Origin of the sequence: Desulfococcus multivorans (genome assembly GCF_001854245.1) — a bacterium.
GTDB lineage: Bacteria > Desulfobacterota > Desulfobacteria > Desulfobacterales > Desulfococcaceae > Desulfococcus > Desulfococcus multivorans.
In genome coordinates this window covers 1221572-1237842 of the sequence record NZ_CP015381.1, presented here as the reverse complement: position 1 = coordinate 1237842, position 16271 = coordinate 1221572, and the positions used below count along the sequence as shown (strand labels likewise).

Sequence of the window (16271 nt, the reverse complement as noted above, 5' to 3'; positions counted from 1 at the left end):
ACTGACGTTCCCTACACAATGGGATCCTGAATCCGGGTGTCAAAAACCCTGCAGCTCTTGCGTTCCGATCGAGGAAGCGTCCCATACGCGACAATTTCCACCGACGGCGTCACCAGAACCTTTTTCCTAATTCGCTGCTGCACTTCGACGGCAAGATCCTCGGAACGGCGGTCGTGAACGCCGTCCGCCCGTTCCACGATGAGATGCATCACCCCGCGCTCGGAGGCGTCCCGGGACAGATGGATTTGGTATTCGGACCCCAGTCCTGAAACATCTGAAATGATGGCGTCAATAGTAGAAGGGTAGATGTTGACCGCCCGGAAGATAAACATGTCGTCCGTTCTGCCCGAGATGCGTGAGTGCCGCGGCATTATCGATCCACACGTACACGGCCCGGGAATGATTCGGGTGATATCGTGGGTTCGATATCGGATCAGGGGGACGGCCTCTTTGCAGAGAGTCGTCACCACCATCTCCCCCCATTCGCCGTCGGGAACGGGTGTCAGGGTGTGGGGATCGACGATCTCCAGGATGTAATAATCCGCCCAGTAGTGAATGCAGTCGTGATCCGGGCACTCAATGCCCGTCCCCGGCCCATAGAGCTCCGTCAATCCGGTGATGTCGAAAAGCTCGGCACCGTTGAAAAGTTCGGAAATCTTCTTGCGCATGGAAACCGACGATCGTTCGGAACCATAGATCACCTTCTTGAGATTAATCTTCCGAGCGAGACCCCGACGCTTCGCCTCCTCAGCCATCAAAAGCCCCATGGAAGCCGTGCAGCAAAGTACGGTACTCTGCATGTCCACCAGGAACTGGCACTGGAGATCCACATTACCGGGCCCTACAGGCAACGCCATGGCGCCCAGCTTTTCGCAGGCCAGTTGAAATCCCACACCGGCGGTCCATACGCCGTAACCGACGGCGATCTGAACCCGGTCTTCAGGGGTAACCCCGGCCATCTCGTAAGCTCTGGCAAAAAAATGGACCCAGTCGTCTATATCCTTTTGGGTATAGCAAAGGTTTTTGCGCCGACCGGTGGTGCCGCTGCTCGAGTGAATCCGGACGATTTTTTCGAAGGGCACGGCGCGCAGGGGGAAAGGATAGCCGTCCTTGAGATCCTCCGCATCGGTAAACGGCAGTTTTCGAATATCCGTAAGCGATTGAATGTCCTGCGGTGCCACTCCTGCAGCAGCCAGTTTGGCCCGATAGACTGGTGATCCGCTGTAGGCATGGGCCACGGTCCATTTCAAACCCGAGAGCTGGTGATTCAGAAGCTCCGCTTCAGTATTGAATTTGGGCATAAAGCGTTGTCTCGGCATGATGTCTCCCGTTTCGAGGGGTCTAAAAAAATGTCGTTGTTCTATGGCATCGACGGCGGAAAAGGTCAAGGGGGTTCCGGATGGGACTTGCCCCCACAGAGCCCTCTCTGGATCATCTTCTTCAGAAATCGTCCGGTATGGGAAGCGTCCGCCGTCGCCACGGCCTCCGGTGTTCCGCAAGCAACGATCCGGCCGCCGGCGTCCCCGCCTTCGGGTCCCAGATCAATGATATAGTCGGCGGTTTTGATGACGTCCAAATGGTGTTCGATGACAATCACCGTATTCCCCATGTCCACCAGTCGATTCAGAACGTCAAGCAGCTTGCGGATATCGTCCATATGAAGACCCGTAGTGGGTTCATCCAGAAAATAAACGGTGTTCCCTGTCGCCCGGCGACTGAGTTCCTTTGCCAGTTTCACCCGCTGGGCCTCCCCACCGGACAGGGTGGTGGCCTGTTGCCCGATCTGAAGATACCCAAGCCCCACCGCTGAAAGGGTCTGAAGCTTGTTACGAATGGCCGGAATTCTTTCGAAAAATTCCAAAGCCTGATCAATGGTCATGTTGAGGATTTCGGAGATGGTCTTACCCTTGTAGCGGACCTCGAGAGTCTCTCGGTTATACCGCTTTCCCCGGCAGACGTCACAGACCACGTAAACATCCGGCAAAAAATGCATCTCGATCTTGATGATGCCGTCCCCCTGGCAGGACTCGCACCGACCGCCCTTGACGTTGAAACTGAACCGACCGGCTTTATACCCTCGCATCCGGGCCTCGGGCGTCTCGGCAAATACCTCACGGATGTGGGTGAAGACCCCGGTATAGGTTCCTGGATTGGAACGGGGCGTTCGGCCGATGGGCGACTGGTCGATATGAATCACCCTGTCGACGTATTCAGTCCCGGAGACTGCGTCACAGGCCCCTGCACGAATGCGGTTTCGATGGAGCCTCTGAACGAGAATCCTGTGGAGGGTCTCCAGAACCAGGGTCGATTTGCCGGATCCGGAAACGCCCGTTACACAAATCAAGCATCCCAGGGGAAAGATCGCGTCGATATTTTTGAGATTGCGGGCTCTGGCCCCTTTCACGATAATTTGCCGTCCATCGCCGGCTCGACGAGCCGTCGGCACCTCGATACACTTTTTCCCGGCCAGATATTGACCCGTCAGGGAAGTCTCCGCCTCCACCAAACGGTCGGGGTGACCCGAAAAGACCACCTCGCCGCCCCAGACGCCGGCTCCCGGCCCCATATCCACCACATGATCGGCAGCTCGGATCATCTCCTCGTCATGTTCCACCACCAACACCGTATTTCCCAAATCCCGCATTTGAAGAAGGGTGGCAAGAAGCCGCCGGTTGTCCCGTTGATGAAGTCCGATACTGGGCTCGTCCAACACATAGAGAACCCCCGTAAGCTTGGATCCGATCTGGGTGGCCAGACGGATGCGCTGAGATTCCCCGCCCGACAAACTGCTTGCCGGTCGCTCCAGGGTCAGATAGCCCAGCCCGATATTATTCAGAAACCCAAGCCGGTCCGTAATTTCCTTCAAAATGTTCTGTGCAATGACCGCATCTTTCTCCGTGAGTTCACCGGCCAGGGCCGCAAAATAATCATGCGCCTGGCTGATGGTAAAACGCGTTACTTCAGCGATGTTCCGGCCACCGACCCTGACGGCCAACGAAGCAGGGTTCAACCGGTCTCCTCGGCAGGCTTCGCAAGGCCGGACGTTCATGTACTGTTCAATCTCATCTCTTGACTGCTGAGAATCGGTTTCGATGTATCGGCGGGCCAGTTTGGGAATAATCCCTTCAAAGCGTTTTCGGTAAACGACCCGCCGATTTTTCCGCTCGAAAAAAAAAGGGATCTCCACGTCGCCGGACCCATGCATCAATACCGTTTTAAAGGATTCCGGAAGATCTTTGTAAGGCGTGTAGATATCGACGCCGTAGTATCTCGTCAGCGCCTCCAGAAAATCCATGAATTGTACCGAACTTCGATGGGCCCATACCTTCACCGCGCCTTCCCGCAGATTAAGATCGGGGTTGGGAACGATCAACTCAGGATCCAGTTCACTGGCCACCCCCAGACCGTCGCATTTAGCGCAGGCGCCCTGTGGGGAATTGAAGGAAAAACTGGCGGGAGAGAGCTCCGGAAGGCTGATGTTGCAATAGGTACAGGCCGCATGCTCGCTGAAGAGGATGGTCTCGCCGCCCATGATATCGACAGCCACCCGACCATCGGATTGGGCCATGGCCAGTTCCAGGGAGTCGGCCAGCCGATTGCTGATGCCCGGTTTGATCACCAGGCGATCGACAACGACATCGATGGTATGCCTCTGATGCTGTTCCAACCCATCCGACGCCTCGATATCCATGACTTCACCGTCGATTCGGACCTTGGAAAAGCCCTGCTTTTGAAGTTGCCTCAGGCGTTTTTCGTGACGCCCTTTCTGATTAGACACCAGCGGCCCGAGGATAAGAATCCGCGTCTGTTCCGGAAAAGCCGTCACCTGGTCGACAATCTGGTCTATAGATTGGGCCGAAACAGGGCGCCCGCATCGGTGACAGTAACTCCGTCCGATCCTCGCAAAGAGCAACCTGAGATAATCATGGATTTCGGTGATGGTTCCCACGGTCGATCGAGGGTTATGGCCTGGGGCCTTTTGCTGAATGGCGATGGCGGGGGAAAGACCGTCTATCAGATCCACCTCCGGTTTATCCATACGCTCCAGAAACTGTCGGGCATATGCCGACAGGGACTCCACAAACCGGCGTTGTCCCTCTGCATATAGGGTATCGAAGGCCAGCGTGGACTTTCCCGAGCCGGACAGACCGGTCACCACCACCAATTTGTGTCGCGGGATTTCCACATCGATGTTTTTAAGATTATGATGCCTTGCCCCCTGAATGATGATTTTATCCGATGTCATAAGAAGGTCCGTTGTTCAATGATTTGCGATGATGAGGAGGCAGCCGTTGACGTCCTTTTAAAAAATATTTTAGCCCGCCTGTCATGCTTTTTCAAACGAATTATTCCAGATCGAAATGCGGTTGTTCGCTCATAAAACGATGATATTCAATGAAAACAAAAGATATATTAAAATTGTGAGTTGATGGCGATATGGCTTTTTTCAAAAATTCCTCGCCGATGCCCTTAAAATACTTGAAGATAAATCGGACGGTGAAAAAGGGTGTATTTATGGAGAGTTGCAAACTGAAAAACACATATAACCAATTTATTCAGACTATTACCAAATAAATTTTCCGTACCCTGAAATGTTGATACAGCCCGATTCATCCGATTTGACGCTCTTGGACAAATCGCATATTAGAGGAGTCCATGTTGTTTGATACATCAGACCATCCTCCGGTATTTGGGCCATAATTAGCCTAAACGTACATCCACGACGAATACAACGAATAGTTTAAGGGTTTAAATCGGTTGCGTAAGCAATAAGGAAGCGTATTGTCCAATGGAAGATATCTGGAAAAACGTTAAGGCTGTCGTCAAAAAGGAGATTCCCGCCCACAGCTTTAGAATGTGGATCGAACCCGTCGAATTCGTCAAAGCCGACGGAAACACGATCGTGCTCTCCTGTCCGAATTTTTTTGCCAAAAAGCGTGTCATGGATCACTATGGCGCCATGATCGAAGCCCTCTTCAAGAAAGACACGGGCAAAAACTGCTCCATCAGCATCGAAATTGCTTCCCGACAGAATTCAGTCCGGCGAAGATCCGATGCCAATGAACTGAGGATCGAGCCCCAACTGGAGTTGCCGTCGATGCCGCCGCCCCCTTCCAGCGGGCGGCTCCTCCGGAAAAATTTTACGTTCGACCGTTTCGTTGTTGGCAGCAACAGCAATTTTGCCTATTCAGCAGCACTTTCTTTGGCGTCAAGGCAAGGCATCAACCACAACTCCCTGTTCCTCATGTCTCAGACGGGCCTGGGTAAAAGTCACCTGTCCCAGGCCATCGGGCACCATATTCTATCACACTTTCCAACGGAGAACGTTTATTACATCACAGCCGAGGATTTCACCAATGAGATGATCCGGGCCTTCCGCAACGATGCCATTGAGCAGTTCAAGCTTAAATACCGTAATCAGTGTGACGTGCTGCTCCTGGAGGATGTCCATTTTCTGACCGGAAAAGAGCGAACCCAGATGGAGCTTGCTCAGGCGCTTGACTATCTTATCGATGCAGACAAAAAAATCATCTTTACCAGTTGTCATCTGCCTGCCGAAATTCCAAACATGAGCGAACAACTCAAATCTCGCCTGGCACGGAGCCTTATATCCCACATCGAGATCCCTGATTTTCAGACTCGGATCAAGATTCTCAAAAGAAAGATGGTGGAGCATGGGTGCATGTTGCCGTCGTCGGTCACAGAGTATCTTGCCGGAGAGTTATCTGAAAACGTTCGCCAGCTCGAAAGCGGCCTTATCGGCGTAACCGCCAAGGCATCCCTTCTTGGAGAGCCCATCGATCTGAGGCTTGCAGAGAGCGTGGTTAGAAACATTACCCAAAGAAAACAAGCTATTACTGTAGACTATATCAAAAAACTGGTGTGCAGACAGTTCAAGATCTCTGTAGAGGAAATTGTCTCACCATCGAGAAAGCGGGCCATCGTCCGGCCCCGCCAGGTAGCCATCTACCTTGCGAGAAAATATACCGATCAACCGCTTCAGGCCATCGGAAAAAGCTTCAACCGATACCACGGAACAGCCCTTCACTCTATTGCCGCCGTCGAGAAAGGCATCCGTTCAGACGGCTCTTTGAAAAAGCAGCTGGAATTCCTTTGCGAGCGTATTGAATCCCATTAGGAGCAAAAGCCTACCGTGTAAAGTAAACAGGGGATGACAAACGCTGTGGGAAATGAACGGAAGGGTCAGGAAAATATCAAGCGAAATGTCGGTGCCGGCCCGATGGCCGGCTTCAAGGACTTGACCAAATGAAATTATTGGATCTTGATATACATCATATCAGTCGATATCAGATCCTCCAGCAACTCCAGTTGATCGTTCTGTTCTCGTTCGATGGCACAACGAATGTTCAGGGAACACATCTTCCTGCAAATCGGATCTCCCAGATTGAATTCACCGAAACACCCCAGATGATCATTTAACGAAACCTTTTTACCACTCTGCTTCATAGTTTTTCCTTTAACTCCAATAGTGACATCAGTTCACGGTGAATGCATCCGTTGGTGGCCAGAATTTCCCGGTCGCCAACACCGTATTTCCCCCCTTTGAAATCGGTTACCCGTCCGCCCGCTTCCGTCACGATCAGCATCCCGGCGGCGGTATCCCACGGTTTCAGATTTTCTTCCCAAAAACCGTCGAAGCGGCCGCAGGCAACAAAACAGAGATCCAGAGCTGCAGCCCCCAGACGCCTGACACCTCGTGAAGCCGTCAGGCAGGATCTGAAACGTTCGACAACGGATTCCAGAATGTCACCAAAATTGTACGGAAATCCCGTTACCAGGAGACTCTCCGAAACAGATAGACTATCCGACACGTGTATGGGCCGCCCGTTCAACAAGGCACCCTGCCCTCGGACAGCCGTAAACAGTTCGCCCGATATCGGGTTCACGACGATCCCCACGCTAATCTCATCCCGGTAGGAAAAGGCGATGGAAACCGCAAAAATAGGCAATTGGTGAGCGAAATTGGTTGTACCATCCAGGGGATCGATAATCCATCGGTATTCAGGCATACCAGGATCCGTCCCGCTTTCTTCCGCCAGGATGGCATGATCCGGGAAATGCTGTCGGATAGTCTGAATGATTGTTTTTTCGGAGCCGATATCCGCCTCTGTTACGAGATCGATGGCTCCTTTTTTTTCAATGGCAGAGAGATTTCCGAGGTAGGACCGAAGGACGGCTCCGCCCGATAGGGCTGCAGCAACACCGACTCTTTTAATATTTTCGAGGTCCATAAGAAATCAAAATATATATTTTATAGCGGATGTCAAGTAATAGATGACAGTTTTTCGATTTCTTCCGCCATTTTTTCCGTAAGGGGCACGAGAGTGCTCCGGTTCACGGCGGAAACGGGGAAACCGCCCAACGTCCGGATCCGGCGGTCCAGGTCTTCGGCCGAAATCAGGTCAATCTTGTTGAGAACCCGGAGAACCTTGATATGCTGAAGATCGAGATCCGAAAGGATGCGTTCCACAGAACGGATCTGTTCCTGGCATCTCGGATTGCTGACGTCCACGACATGCAAAAGAAGATCGGCACTTTGAAGTTCCTCAAGGGTCGCCCGGAAGGCGACCATGAGGTCTTTGGGGAGCTCTCGGATGAATCCCACAGTGTCCGTTATGATCACCTCGACGTCTCTTGGAAATCGGAGCCGCCGACTCGAGGGATCAAGAGTGGCGAAAAGGCGGTCTTCCGCCAGAACGTCGCTTTGGGTAAGGGTATTAAGAAGCGTTGACTTTCCAGCATTGGTGTAGCCGATAATGGAGATGACGGGCAGCCCCTTCTTCGTTCTCCGTGCTTTCTGACGTGATCGGTGCCTGATCACCGCCTGCAGAGCTTTTTCGAGTTGGTTGATGCGCTGCCGAACCCGCCTGCGATTGATTTCCAGCTTTGTTTCTCCCGGCCCCCGCCCTCCGATCCCTCCGGTAAGACGGGACATAGCCGTATTTTTGGTCACCAGTCGAGGTAGCAGATACTTGAGTTGAGCCAGCTCCACCTGAAGCTTGCCTTCCCGAGTCTGAGCCCGTTGAGCAAATATATCAAGAATGAGCTGAGTCCGATCGATGACCTTGAGCTCTATTTGGTCCGCAATGGAGCGAATCTGGGAGGCGTTGAGCTCCTGATCGAAGATAATGAGCGAAATACCTTTCTGGAGCGCGAGAAGGTTCAGGTCCTGAAGCTTGCCTCGACCGATGAGAAATCGAGGATCGGCCTTCTTGCGTTGTTGCAGTACGACTTCCACTACCTCTATTCCACTGGATATTGCCAGTTCTTTCAGTTCGGCCAACGAATCTTCCGCGATCTTCCTGGGAGCAGTGGAGACGCTCACCAGAACGGCCCGCTCTTCACCCTTTTCAGCAGTATAAAGGGATCGGATCTGGGCGAGCTCACTTTCCAACGCCCGAATGATCTCGGCGAATCCAACGTCAAGCCGGTGGGGCGGCAAGGGATCGAGAATCCGATATGGCGCATCGGGAGGGCCCTGGGGAAGGATATGGGCGGCATGAACACTTCGAACGCCCCCTTCGGGGGTGAGCGTCACCGCCGCCATCAAGTCGAGCCGCAGCAAAGCAAGGTCCGTGAGGTCATCGGCTGTAAGCGGTTCGTCCTTGAGGTGAGTATGAACGCAACGGAGCCCTTTGAGCCTTCCGGGGAGGGTGTGATAAGCGCCGGTTTCAGGGATAACAATCTTGTGGGCGTCCCCGACGATCACCGCGACGATCTTTCCGGATCGTTCGATAAGAAGGCCGACCTGACGATGAATCTCATGGGACAGACGGGCGATATCTCTAGCCAATTCCGGCGTAATGATAAAGCGATCCGGTACTTTTCGCCGGCAAAGATTTTCCAGCCGGCGAATATGGTCTGCCTTAAGGTCTTCCGTATTGCCGTAAAGGGTTCTCATGGCCTCCCGACCGCCGCGACCTGATCGGGCGCGGGATTTTCAAATCGCGTATAGGAGCCCAGAAAAATCAGGTGTGCCGAACCAATGGGGCCGTTTCGTTGTTTTCCGAGGATAATCTCCGCCTTTCCACGGTTGGGGTTGTTTTCTTCCTTGTTGTAAACCTCGTCCCGGTAGATGAAGGCCACCACATCGGCGTCCTGTTCGATGCTGCCGCTCTCCCGAAGGTCTGAAAGCATAGGCCGTTTGTCCGACCGCTCCTCGAGCTTCCGGTTTAGCTGCGAGAGCGCAATGACCGGAATATCGAGTTCTTTGGCCAGAGCCTTCAGCGACCGTGAGATTTCGGATATTTCAAGGTCCCGCCGCTCCGATGAGACCCGACCCTTCATAAGCTGCAGGTAATCCACAATAACCAAGCCGAGGTTCTTTTCCATTTTAAGTCGACGAGACTTGGCCCGAATCTCAATGGCGGAGATATCCGCGGAATCATCGATGTAGATCGGCGCCTCGGACAAAACCCCTGCAGCTTCGGTCAGCGCGTCCCAGTCGTCCATGCTGAAATAACCTCTGCGGACACGGGATGAATCCACGCGGGCCTCTGCGCAGAGAAGCCGCATGGAGAGCTGTTCTTTTGACATTTCAAGAGAAAATACGGCAACAGGCACATTACTGTCCACCGCCGCATTTCGGGCGACGTTGAGAGCAAAAGCCGTCTTGCCCATGCTGGGCCTGGCCGCCAGAATAATAAGATCCGAAGGCTGGAAACCCGAGGTAAGGTTGTCCAGATGCGTGAAGCCGGTCGCCACGCCGGTAATCATTGTTTTTTTGCCCTGACGCTCTTCCAGGGTGTCAATGCTCGATTCGATCAGCTTGCTGATGGGATGAAAAGAGGGATTGATCTTGTTTTCAGATATTTCAAAAATCGAACGTTCAGCAAAATTGATGACGTCGTCCACGTCGTCATGCGCTTCGTAACAGCGCCGGCTGATCTCGCCGGCTTTCTGAATAAGGCGTCGAAGGCATGCTCTGTCACGAATAATGCGAGCGTAATGCGGGGCATTTACAGCCGCGGGCGCGGCATCTGTCAACCAGGAGATATAGGTGACGCCCCGATGATCCTTGCCCCCGATCTCGTCGATCACCCCTTTTTCAGTAAGCCGGTTCGAGAGGGTAATCAGATCGACCGGTTCGTTTCGCGTGAAAAGGTCGACGACGGCCTCGTAAATCTTCTGGTGGGATGTCGAATAGAAGTCCTCGGGTGACAATATCTCGACAATGTCGATAAGCGTCGAATCATCGAGGAGAATCGCACTCAGAATGGATTCTTCAGCCTCGATGTTCTGGGGAGGAAGTTTATAGATCATATCGGCATCCCGTTGTATGGATTTCAGAGCCATAAACACCCTCCTCGCAAAAAAAGCATCAAAGCATCTTTATCATGCCTTGATGCTCTTTTGAATCTGAATCGGCCGACGCTAATCCGACTGTTCCTCGGGCACGACTTCTACGGTTATCTCAGGTTCAACCCCTTTGTAAACCCGGACAGGCACGTTGTAGGTGCCGAGATTTTTGATGGATTCGGGCAGCAGGACCATCTGCTTGCGGATATCAATCCCTTGTCTGGAAAGGGCATCGACAATGTCCCTCACTGTGACCGACCCATAAAGACGATCTTCGTCGCTGACCTTGGCGGCGATCGTACAAGCAACCCCTTCGAGCCGCTTGGCCATTTCCTCCGCAAATGCCTTTTCTTTGGCGATCTGAATCTCGAAACGCTTTTTTTCGAACTCCAGGCGCTTTCGGTTGGCTGGGGTGGACAGAACGGCCTTTTCCTGCGGTAAAAGATAATTTCTCGCGTACCCTTTGGCAACATTGACCTCGCTGCCGATGATACCCAATGTTTCAATGGTTTCTGTCAGAATGACTTTCATATTAAGCCTCCCTCGGGGGTGGATTCACTCTTTTTGGGTTTCTAACTTTCGAAAATTCAGCCACATGTCGAAAAGACCGATACCGATCACCAGGAAAAACGCAATCTGTTGAAGCGCAATGAAGCTGTAGACGCAAATACGCAAAAACAGGGGAAGTTGTTTTTTCTCCAGGTAATAGGAGACGATTGCAATTCCGACAAAAAAATAGATTGTCATCAGAATGATCAGGCCATTGACGCCTGCCATTCGAAGCCTGCCGTCTGCAAAGAGCAGAATACCGCCGCTTCCGATAACGCCCCAGATCAGAAATTCCGGTGCCCGCCAGAGATTCAGTCTCCCGAAATCCGGATAGGCAAGCCCAAACCGGGGGGCAACGAACTTCGCCATGACAAGGGTCATCCATGTCATGAAAAGAACGGAAGAAATCGCCAATGCCGGCAGGACATGCACCAGAAAAAAACGGATCGTTTCGAGGGATTCCGAAACGGCGTCAATCATCTCTTCGGACATTCCGATGCTTTGATAGAGTGCCATCGTCATCTGGAGATTCCGATCCACATAATCCGAGATCATCTCACCAGTGCCGACGCCGAGAAAGGCGCTGTATACCGTCAGACATACGCCGCCGGAAACCATCACGATCCCGACGGTCAAAAGTACGGTTTTCTCCACCGACAGACGCTGCTCAAGCACCTCCCCCAAAACATATCCCATCACCATCAGTTCGAAAAAGAAGAGTAACTCGAAGGATGCCCCACCCAGATAAAGCGCCATGATGGCACCAAGTACGACGGGGACAATACCACCGATGCGTCGACCCAGCCGAAGTCGATAAAAAAAAATCAGCAACGGGATAAACAGGGAAACAAAAAATCCGATCACTGGTATGTGTGTCGCACTGAATAAAAGCAGGCCGACAACCACTATCCCTATGAGAAGTTCCGTTCCTACACTCGATCTGCCGATTGGCAGCACGTTCAATGTCTCCTCGGATAGGGCAGCAGGGGGCTTACTGCATGCCCCCCTGCCCAGCTCTTTACAGATCGACCGTACCGACGTAAGGCAACAGCGCGATGGAACGCGCCCGTTTAATCGATTCGGTCAATTTGCGTTGATGGGTGGCACAGGTACCTGAAATTCTGCGAGGAATGATCTTCCCACGCTCTGTCGTGAACATTCTGAGCGTCTTCGGTTCCTTGTAATCGATGGCAAGACTGCTGTCAGCGCAAAAACGACAGACTTTGCGGCGATGAAAAATCCGCTTTTTTCTTCGACCACCCTTGGCGTTCCGTTTACGTTGAAAGGCCATTATTCCTCCTCCGCGGTTTCAGGTTTCTCGGCATCCTCTTGGGCAGGTGTCGCCTCGGCGGCATCGGCATCTTCGGCGGCGGACGATGCCTCGGCAGCCTCCGCTTTGGCCATTTCGGCTTTTATGGCCGCCATGTCGGCATCCTTTTCGAGTAAAACCGTCATATATTTCAAAACACGATCGTCGATCCGGCAGAATCGCTCCAGTTCGCTGACCAATCCACCATTCCCGCAGTAGTCGAGCCGCAAATAATAACCCCGTGACTTTTTCTTGATCTCATAGGCAAGCTTGCGCGTCCCCCAATCGTCACGCGCAATCAGCATTCCCCCATGCTGGGAGATGGTCTCTTCCATTCTCTCGAAAAGCGGATCCCGCTTTTCCGAGGGCAGGTCAGATTCAACAATGACCATAGTTTCGTACCGTCTCATAAATCCTCCTTACGGATATGAAGCCCCGACAGAGCGGAGCAAGGATAGAACCTTCTACATCTTACAAATTAAAACTTGAGTTGATAGCATCGCTATCCCTGAAAAGTCAAGCTTATTTCTCGGAATTCAGACAAGATCAGGATTGAGCCATTAAAATTCAGTCGCCCCGCCCCAAAAAAGATAGGGCCGACCCCGAAGGGTGGCCCTATCTTGGACCATAAGGATAACCAACGATATTTACTTGGCAAACAACCCTGCAATAGCAGCAGCCTGCGGATGCGCATAGATCAGGATCAGTGCGATGACCAAAGCATAAATACACAAAGACTCGATCATGGCCAGGCCGATCAGCATGGTAACGGTCACCTTACCGGAAGATTCGGGATTTCTGGCGATACCCTCGACCGCAGCCTTCAAGCCAAGACCCTGGCCGATACCGCAACCAAAAGCTGCTACTGCAATCCCAAAACCCGCCGCAGTCACACATGCGATAAAAAATTGTAATGCCTGAGCTTCCATCTAACGTACCTCCTTCACCTTAAGTAGATTTGATAAGTATTGCGCTTCTTCCACTATCCCATTAATAGCGAAATTAAATCCATATCCGATCTTACGTTTATGTGCGTTCTTAATGTGCGTGCTCCATGGCACCCGTAAAATACATGATCGACAGGAGAAAAAAAACAAATGCCTGAACCAGCGCGACAAATATACCCAGCGCCATGATCGGTAGAGGGGCAAAAAAAGCACCTGCCAACGCGAAAAGAATCCCCAGCACCAGTTCATGCCCCATCATGTTTCCAAAAAGTCGGAAGGAAAGCGATAGGATTCTGGCAAGGTGCCCAATAAGCTCGATAGGGAAAATGATGGGAATCATCCACCATACCGGCCCCATAAAATGTTTGATATAACCGACGCCGTGATATTTTACACCGATGATGTGGGTGAAAACAACAACCACCAGTGCGCAGGAGAGAGTGGTGTTCAGGCTGGCCGTCGGGGGAAAGAAACCGGGGACAAGACCGATGAGGTTTCCGATAAAGATGTAGAGGAAGATCGTTGCGACCAATGGAAAAAGCCAACGCCCCTCTTCCCCGGTAATATCGACCATGAAGTCTTCAATGCCGGCCACGATGATTTCAAAAAAGTTTTGCATTTTGTTGGGGACCATGGCGATACCTTTGGCACTCAGAAGGCCCAGGACGACCAGCAGAAGCATCACCACCCAGGAATAGATCACATGGGGATACGCATGGGCAAAATGGCCCAGACCGACGAACTCGAACAACTTGACAAAGAATAGATAGGGATGTTCCACCTTACACAGCCTCCTTCAACAAAAGGTTTTTAAATTCAAGCAAGGTTGCCAGGGTGATACTGACAACGACGACCGACAGCCCGATAAAAAGCCCAATGGGGTTCACGATGTGCTTGAAAATGAGCACAAAAATGAGCAGCCCGCTCACGAGAAAACGGACATAATATTTGGCTAAAATGACATGATGTGACGTCAAACTGTTGGGAACGAAGGCTTTTTTGAGTGTTCGGTAAAGAAGGTGGAAATTGACGGTGACGATCAGACCGCCGCAGATAATCCCGCCGGCGAATGCAGGGGATGTCCAGAAAAACCCTGCGGCACCCGAAAGAACTAATAGTATCCAATTCATGCGGGTCACAAATTTTAACAGACGCTCTTGGATTTTCAAAACCGTTTACGCTTTCCCGTTAGAATTTCCGACTCTTCTTGATAGCCAACCCGATGTTTCGATAGCCTGCTGCGATGCCCAACCCCAAGCATATCAACGTTAGCCAGGGATTCGTGCTGTATCGGCCGTCAAGGTAGACGCCGATTCCCAATCCGATAAAGATGGAGAGAGCGACCGACAGACCAATGCTGCTGTAATATGCGAGTTCTCTGAGGTACCGTAAATTTTTCTTATCCATTTATGGGAAAACCCGCCTTTATTTTAGGGTTTTTCGTTTAGCACAGCTCGCTCATCAAGTCAACGAAAATTCAGCATTGCAAGCGGCAGCGTCGGTTTCATATGATGATGTCCAACGCATTAAAAACCGGCCCATCGATACAGGCATGGAAATATGTTCCGGAATCGCCCGACGATTCCACCGCACAGCCCAGACAGGCGCCTATGCCACAGCCCATCATGGTTTCAATGGAAATTTCGCAGGAGACGCCGTATTGCCGCGATATACGGCTCGTCGTCCTCAGCATCGCGAGCGGTCCACAGGCATAGATCATGTCAGGACGTTGCGCCAGAATCGCTCGCTCGAGGGGTCCGGTCACCATCTCCTTTCCTCCGGCCGTGCCGTCATCGGTTGTGATGGTGACCGTTTGAACCCCAATGGAGAAGAAATCGTTCATGCAGAGCAAATCGTCCTTGGAGCGCCCCCCGATAAATACTACACAACGGGAAATGTCAATCCCCTTTTTTTTGAGGGTTTCCGTCAAAAAGTACATCGGCGCGACACCGATCCCTCCGCATACGATAAAAATGTGCCCGGATCTTTCGGGAAGGCTGAAATGACGGCCCAGGGGCCCCAGAAGATTCAGTCCGTCGCCCTCCTTGAGCGTCGAGAGATGCGCCGTTCCTGTCCCGACCACCTTGTACAGGATTTCGATTCCCTCAACCGTCCCCGCATCAGAAGTGATCAGGCGGTGTATGGAAAAGGGTCGTCGGAGCATGGGATCCATCCGCTCCGCCACCCGAACCATGACGAACTGTCCGGGCCTGGCCCGTTCGTAGTCGGGTGGACACGTCATCCCCATCCGGTAGTACCCGGAACATTCGATCTTATTCCACAGTACCCGAACATATTCCTGGTTCATTTCTTACCTCTTCGTCACCTATTGAATCCAGTCGGAATCGGTTTCAGTCGAATCGGACATGAGTTCCGCTACGAAACGGCCCACCGCCACCCTGCTCCTGATCCGGACAGGGATATGCCGACGATCGGCGGACACCCACAACTCGATCTTGGCATCCGGGCTCTTTTCGAAGACACCGCCCACGTGTCTCAGCTCGGGTTCCAGCCGAAGGGTTTCGTAAGTCCTCCCATTCACCCGTATGGTTTCCCGTTCAAGCACCTCGGCGCTGCCGCGAACGCATTTCTTGCCGTCGCTCACCGGACGCTCGATAATCCTTCCGGGCGACAGATCGGATGCACGGACAAAATAAAACGCGGACAACGGGTCGAAGGTACCGGGCATCAACGCCACAGGCGCCTTCGAACGACCGGAATTGGTATAAACCGCCGTCTGATTTTCCCAGTCAAAACGAACAACGATATCCCGCTCGCGTCGTCCCTCCTTCTGTTTCTTTCGATACAGAACCGACCGGCTCAACCTCAGGTCGGTATAGGCATCGATACGATCGCGGACTTTGTAGATCTTATCCAGAACGGCGTTGGACCTGACAGTCAGAGCGAAATGACGCACAGGTCGATCGTCTACGACATCATTGGGCAGAACTTCCAGCGTGGCTTCACCGGCGAGGATAAATTCCCATCTGAGCGCGTAACTGAGACGTTCACCCGGAAAAAACGATATTGTTTCCGTTATGGCTGAATCGTACCCAACGGCCGTATCCGGCGGCATCGCTCCTGCCGTAAGCGGAACGACGATCAGGATGACGAGGACAACGGCTCCCCGAAAGAGAATCCCCATG

Annotated in this window: 16 protein-coding genes; 1 reads left to right on the top strand and 15 read right to left on the bottom strand. The window is 52.3% G+C overall.

Annotated elements, in window-relative coordinates; genetic code table 11:
- Positions 1 to 11: 11 nt before the first annotated feature.
- Both dmul_RS05300 and uvrA read right to left on the bottom strand, forming a co-directional pair.
- Positions 12 to 1319, bottom strand: a complete 1308-nt coding sequence (locus dmul_RS05300) for a phenylacetate--CoA ligase family protein (protein WP_020877037.1) — start codon at positions 1317 to 1319, stop codon at positions 12 to 14.
- A 65-nt stretch (positions 1320 to 1384) separates the two neighbouring features.
- Positions 1385 to 4246, bottom strand: a complete 2862-nt coding sequence (uvrA, locus tag dmul_RS05295; RefSeq protein ID WP_020877036.1) for an excinuclease ABC subunit UvrA — start codon at positions 4244 to 4246, stop codon at positions 1385 to 1387.
- Between the two features lie 543 nt (positions 4247 to 4789).
- Between uvrA and dnaA the strand changes: the two genes are divergently transcribed.
- Positions 4790 to 6139 carry a chromosomal replication initiator protein DnaA gene (gene dnaA / locus dmul_RS05285; RefSeq protein ID WP_020877035.1) on the top strand — a complete coding sequence of 450 codons (1350 nt, stop codon included), beginning with the start codon at positions 4790 to 4792 and terminating at the stop codon, positions 6137 to 6139.
- Positions 6140 to 6464: 325 nt separating this feature from the next.
- On the opposite strand, the gene dmul_RS05275 is transcribed toward dnaA, so the two are convergent.
- The 13 genes from dmul_RS05275 to dmul_RS05215 form a co-directional block, all read right to left on the bottom strand.
- Positions 6465 to 7253: an inositol monophosphatase family protein gene (locus dmul_RS05275; protein ID WP_020877033.1), complete on the bottom strand. Its 789-nt coding sequence runs from the start codon at positions 7251 to 7253 to the stop codon at positions 6465 to 6467.
- Positions 7254 to 7285: 32 nt separating this feature from the next.
- Positions 7286 to 8923 carry a GTPase HflX gene (hflX, locus tag dmul_RS05270; protein WP_020877032.1) on the bottom strand — a complete coding sequence of 546 codons (1638 nt, stop codon included), beginning with the start codon at positions 8921 to 8923 and terminating at the stop codon, positions 7286 to 7288.
- Positions 8920 to 10317, bottom strand: coding sequence for a replicative DNA helicase (dnaB, locus tag dmul_RS05265; protein ID WP_020877031.1), 1398 nt, complete (start codon positions 10315 to 10317; stop codon positions 8920 to 8922). The genes hflX and dnaB overlap by 4 nt, the downstream gene beginning before the upstream one ends.
- A gap of 78 nt (positions 10318 to 10395) precedes the next feature.
- Complete coding sequence (gene rplI / locus dmul_RS05260; RefSeq protein WP_020877030.1) at positions 10396 to 10851, bottom strand: 50S ribosomal protein L9; 456 nt, start codon at positions 10849 to 10851, stop codon at positions 10396 to 10398.
- A gap of 24 nt (positions 10852 to 10875) precedes the next feature.
- On the bottom strand, positions 10876 to 11826 hold the full coding sequence (locus dmul_RS05255) for a YybS family protein (protein WP_020877029.1): 951 nt from the start codon (positions 11824 to 11826) through the stop codon (positions 10876 to 10878).
- Positions 11827 to 11887: 61 nt separating this feature from the next.
- Positions 11888 to 12160, bottom strand: a complete 273-nt coding sequence (gene rpsR, locus dmul_RS05250; RefSeq protein ID WP_020877028.1) for a 30S ribosomal protein S18 — start codon at positions 12158 to 12160, stop codon at positions 11888 to 11890.
- A complete protein-coding gene (rpsF, locus tag dmul_RS05245) occupies positions 12160 to 12588 on the bottom strand; it encodes a 30S ribosomal protein S6 (protein ID WP_020877027.1) in 429 nt (142 codons plus the stop codon). The genes rpsR and rpsF overlap by 1 nt, the downstream gene beginning before the upstream one ends.
- 237 nt (positions 12589 to 12825) lie before the next feature.
- On the bottom strand, positions 12826 to 13107 hold the full coding sequence (atpE, locus tag dmul_RS05240; protein ID WP_020877026.1) for an ATP synthase F0 subunit C: 282 nt from the start codon (positions 13105 to 13107) through the stop codon (positions 12826 to 12828).
- A 109-nt stretch (positions 13108 to 13216) separates the two neighbouring features.
- The gene (gene atpB, locus dmul_RS05235) at positions 13217 to 13906 is read right to left on the bottom strand and encodes a F0F1 ATP synthase subunit A (RefSeq protein ID WP_020877025.1); all 690 of its coding nucleotides are present in this window, start codon (positions 13904 to 13906) and stop codon (positions 13217 to 13219) included.
- Between the two features lies 1 nt (position 13907).
- A complete protein-coding gene (locus dmul_RS05230) occupies positions 13908 to 14255 on the bottom strand; it encodes an ATP synthase subunit I (protein ID WP_144016460.1) in 348 nt (115 codons plus the stop codon).
- Positions 14256 to 14313: 58 nt separating this feature from the next.
- Positions 14314 to 14532 carry an AtpZ/AtpI family protein gene (locus tag dmul_RS05225; RefSeq protein WP_020877023.1) on the bottom strand — a complete coding sequence of 73 codons (219 nt, stop codon included), beginning with the start codon at positions 14530 to 14532 and terminating at the stop codon, positions 14314 to 14316.
- A 97-nt stretch (positions 14533 to 14629) separates the two neighbouring features.
- Positions 14630 to 15433 (bottom strand): dihydroorotate dehydrogenase electron transfer subunit, encoded by an 804-nt coding sequence (locus dmul_RS05220; protein ID WP_020877022.1) that lies wholly within the window; start codon positions 15431 to 15433, stop codon positions 14630 to 14632.
- 18 nt (positions 15434 to 15451) lie between these two features.
- Positions 15452 to 16270: a DUF3108 domain-containing protein gene (locus dmul_RS05215; RefSeq protein WP_020877021.1), complete on the bottom strand. Its 819-nt coding sequence runs from the start codon at positions 16268 to 16270 to the stop codon at positions 15452 to 15454.
- Position 16271: the final 1 nt, after the last annotated feature.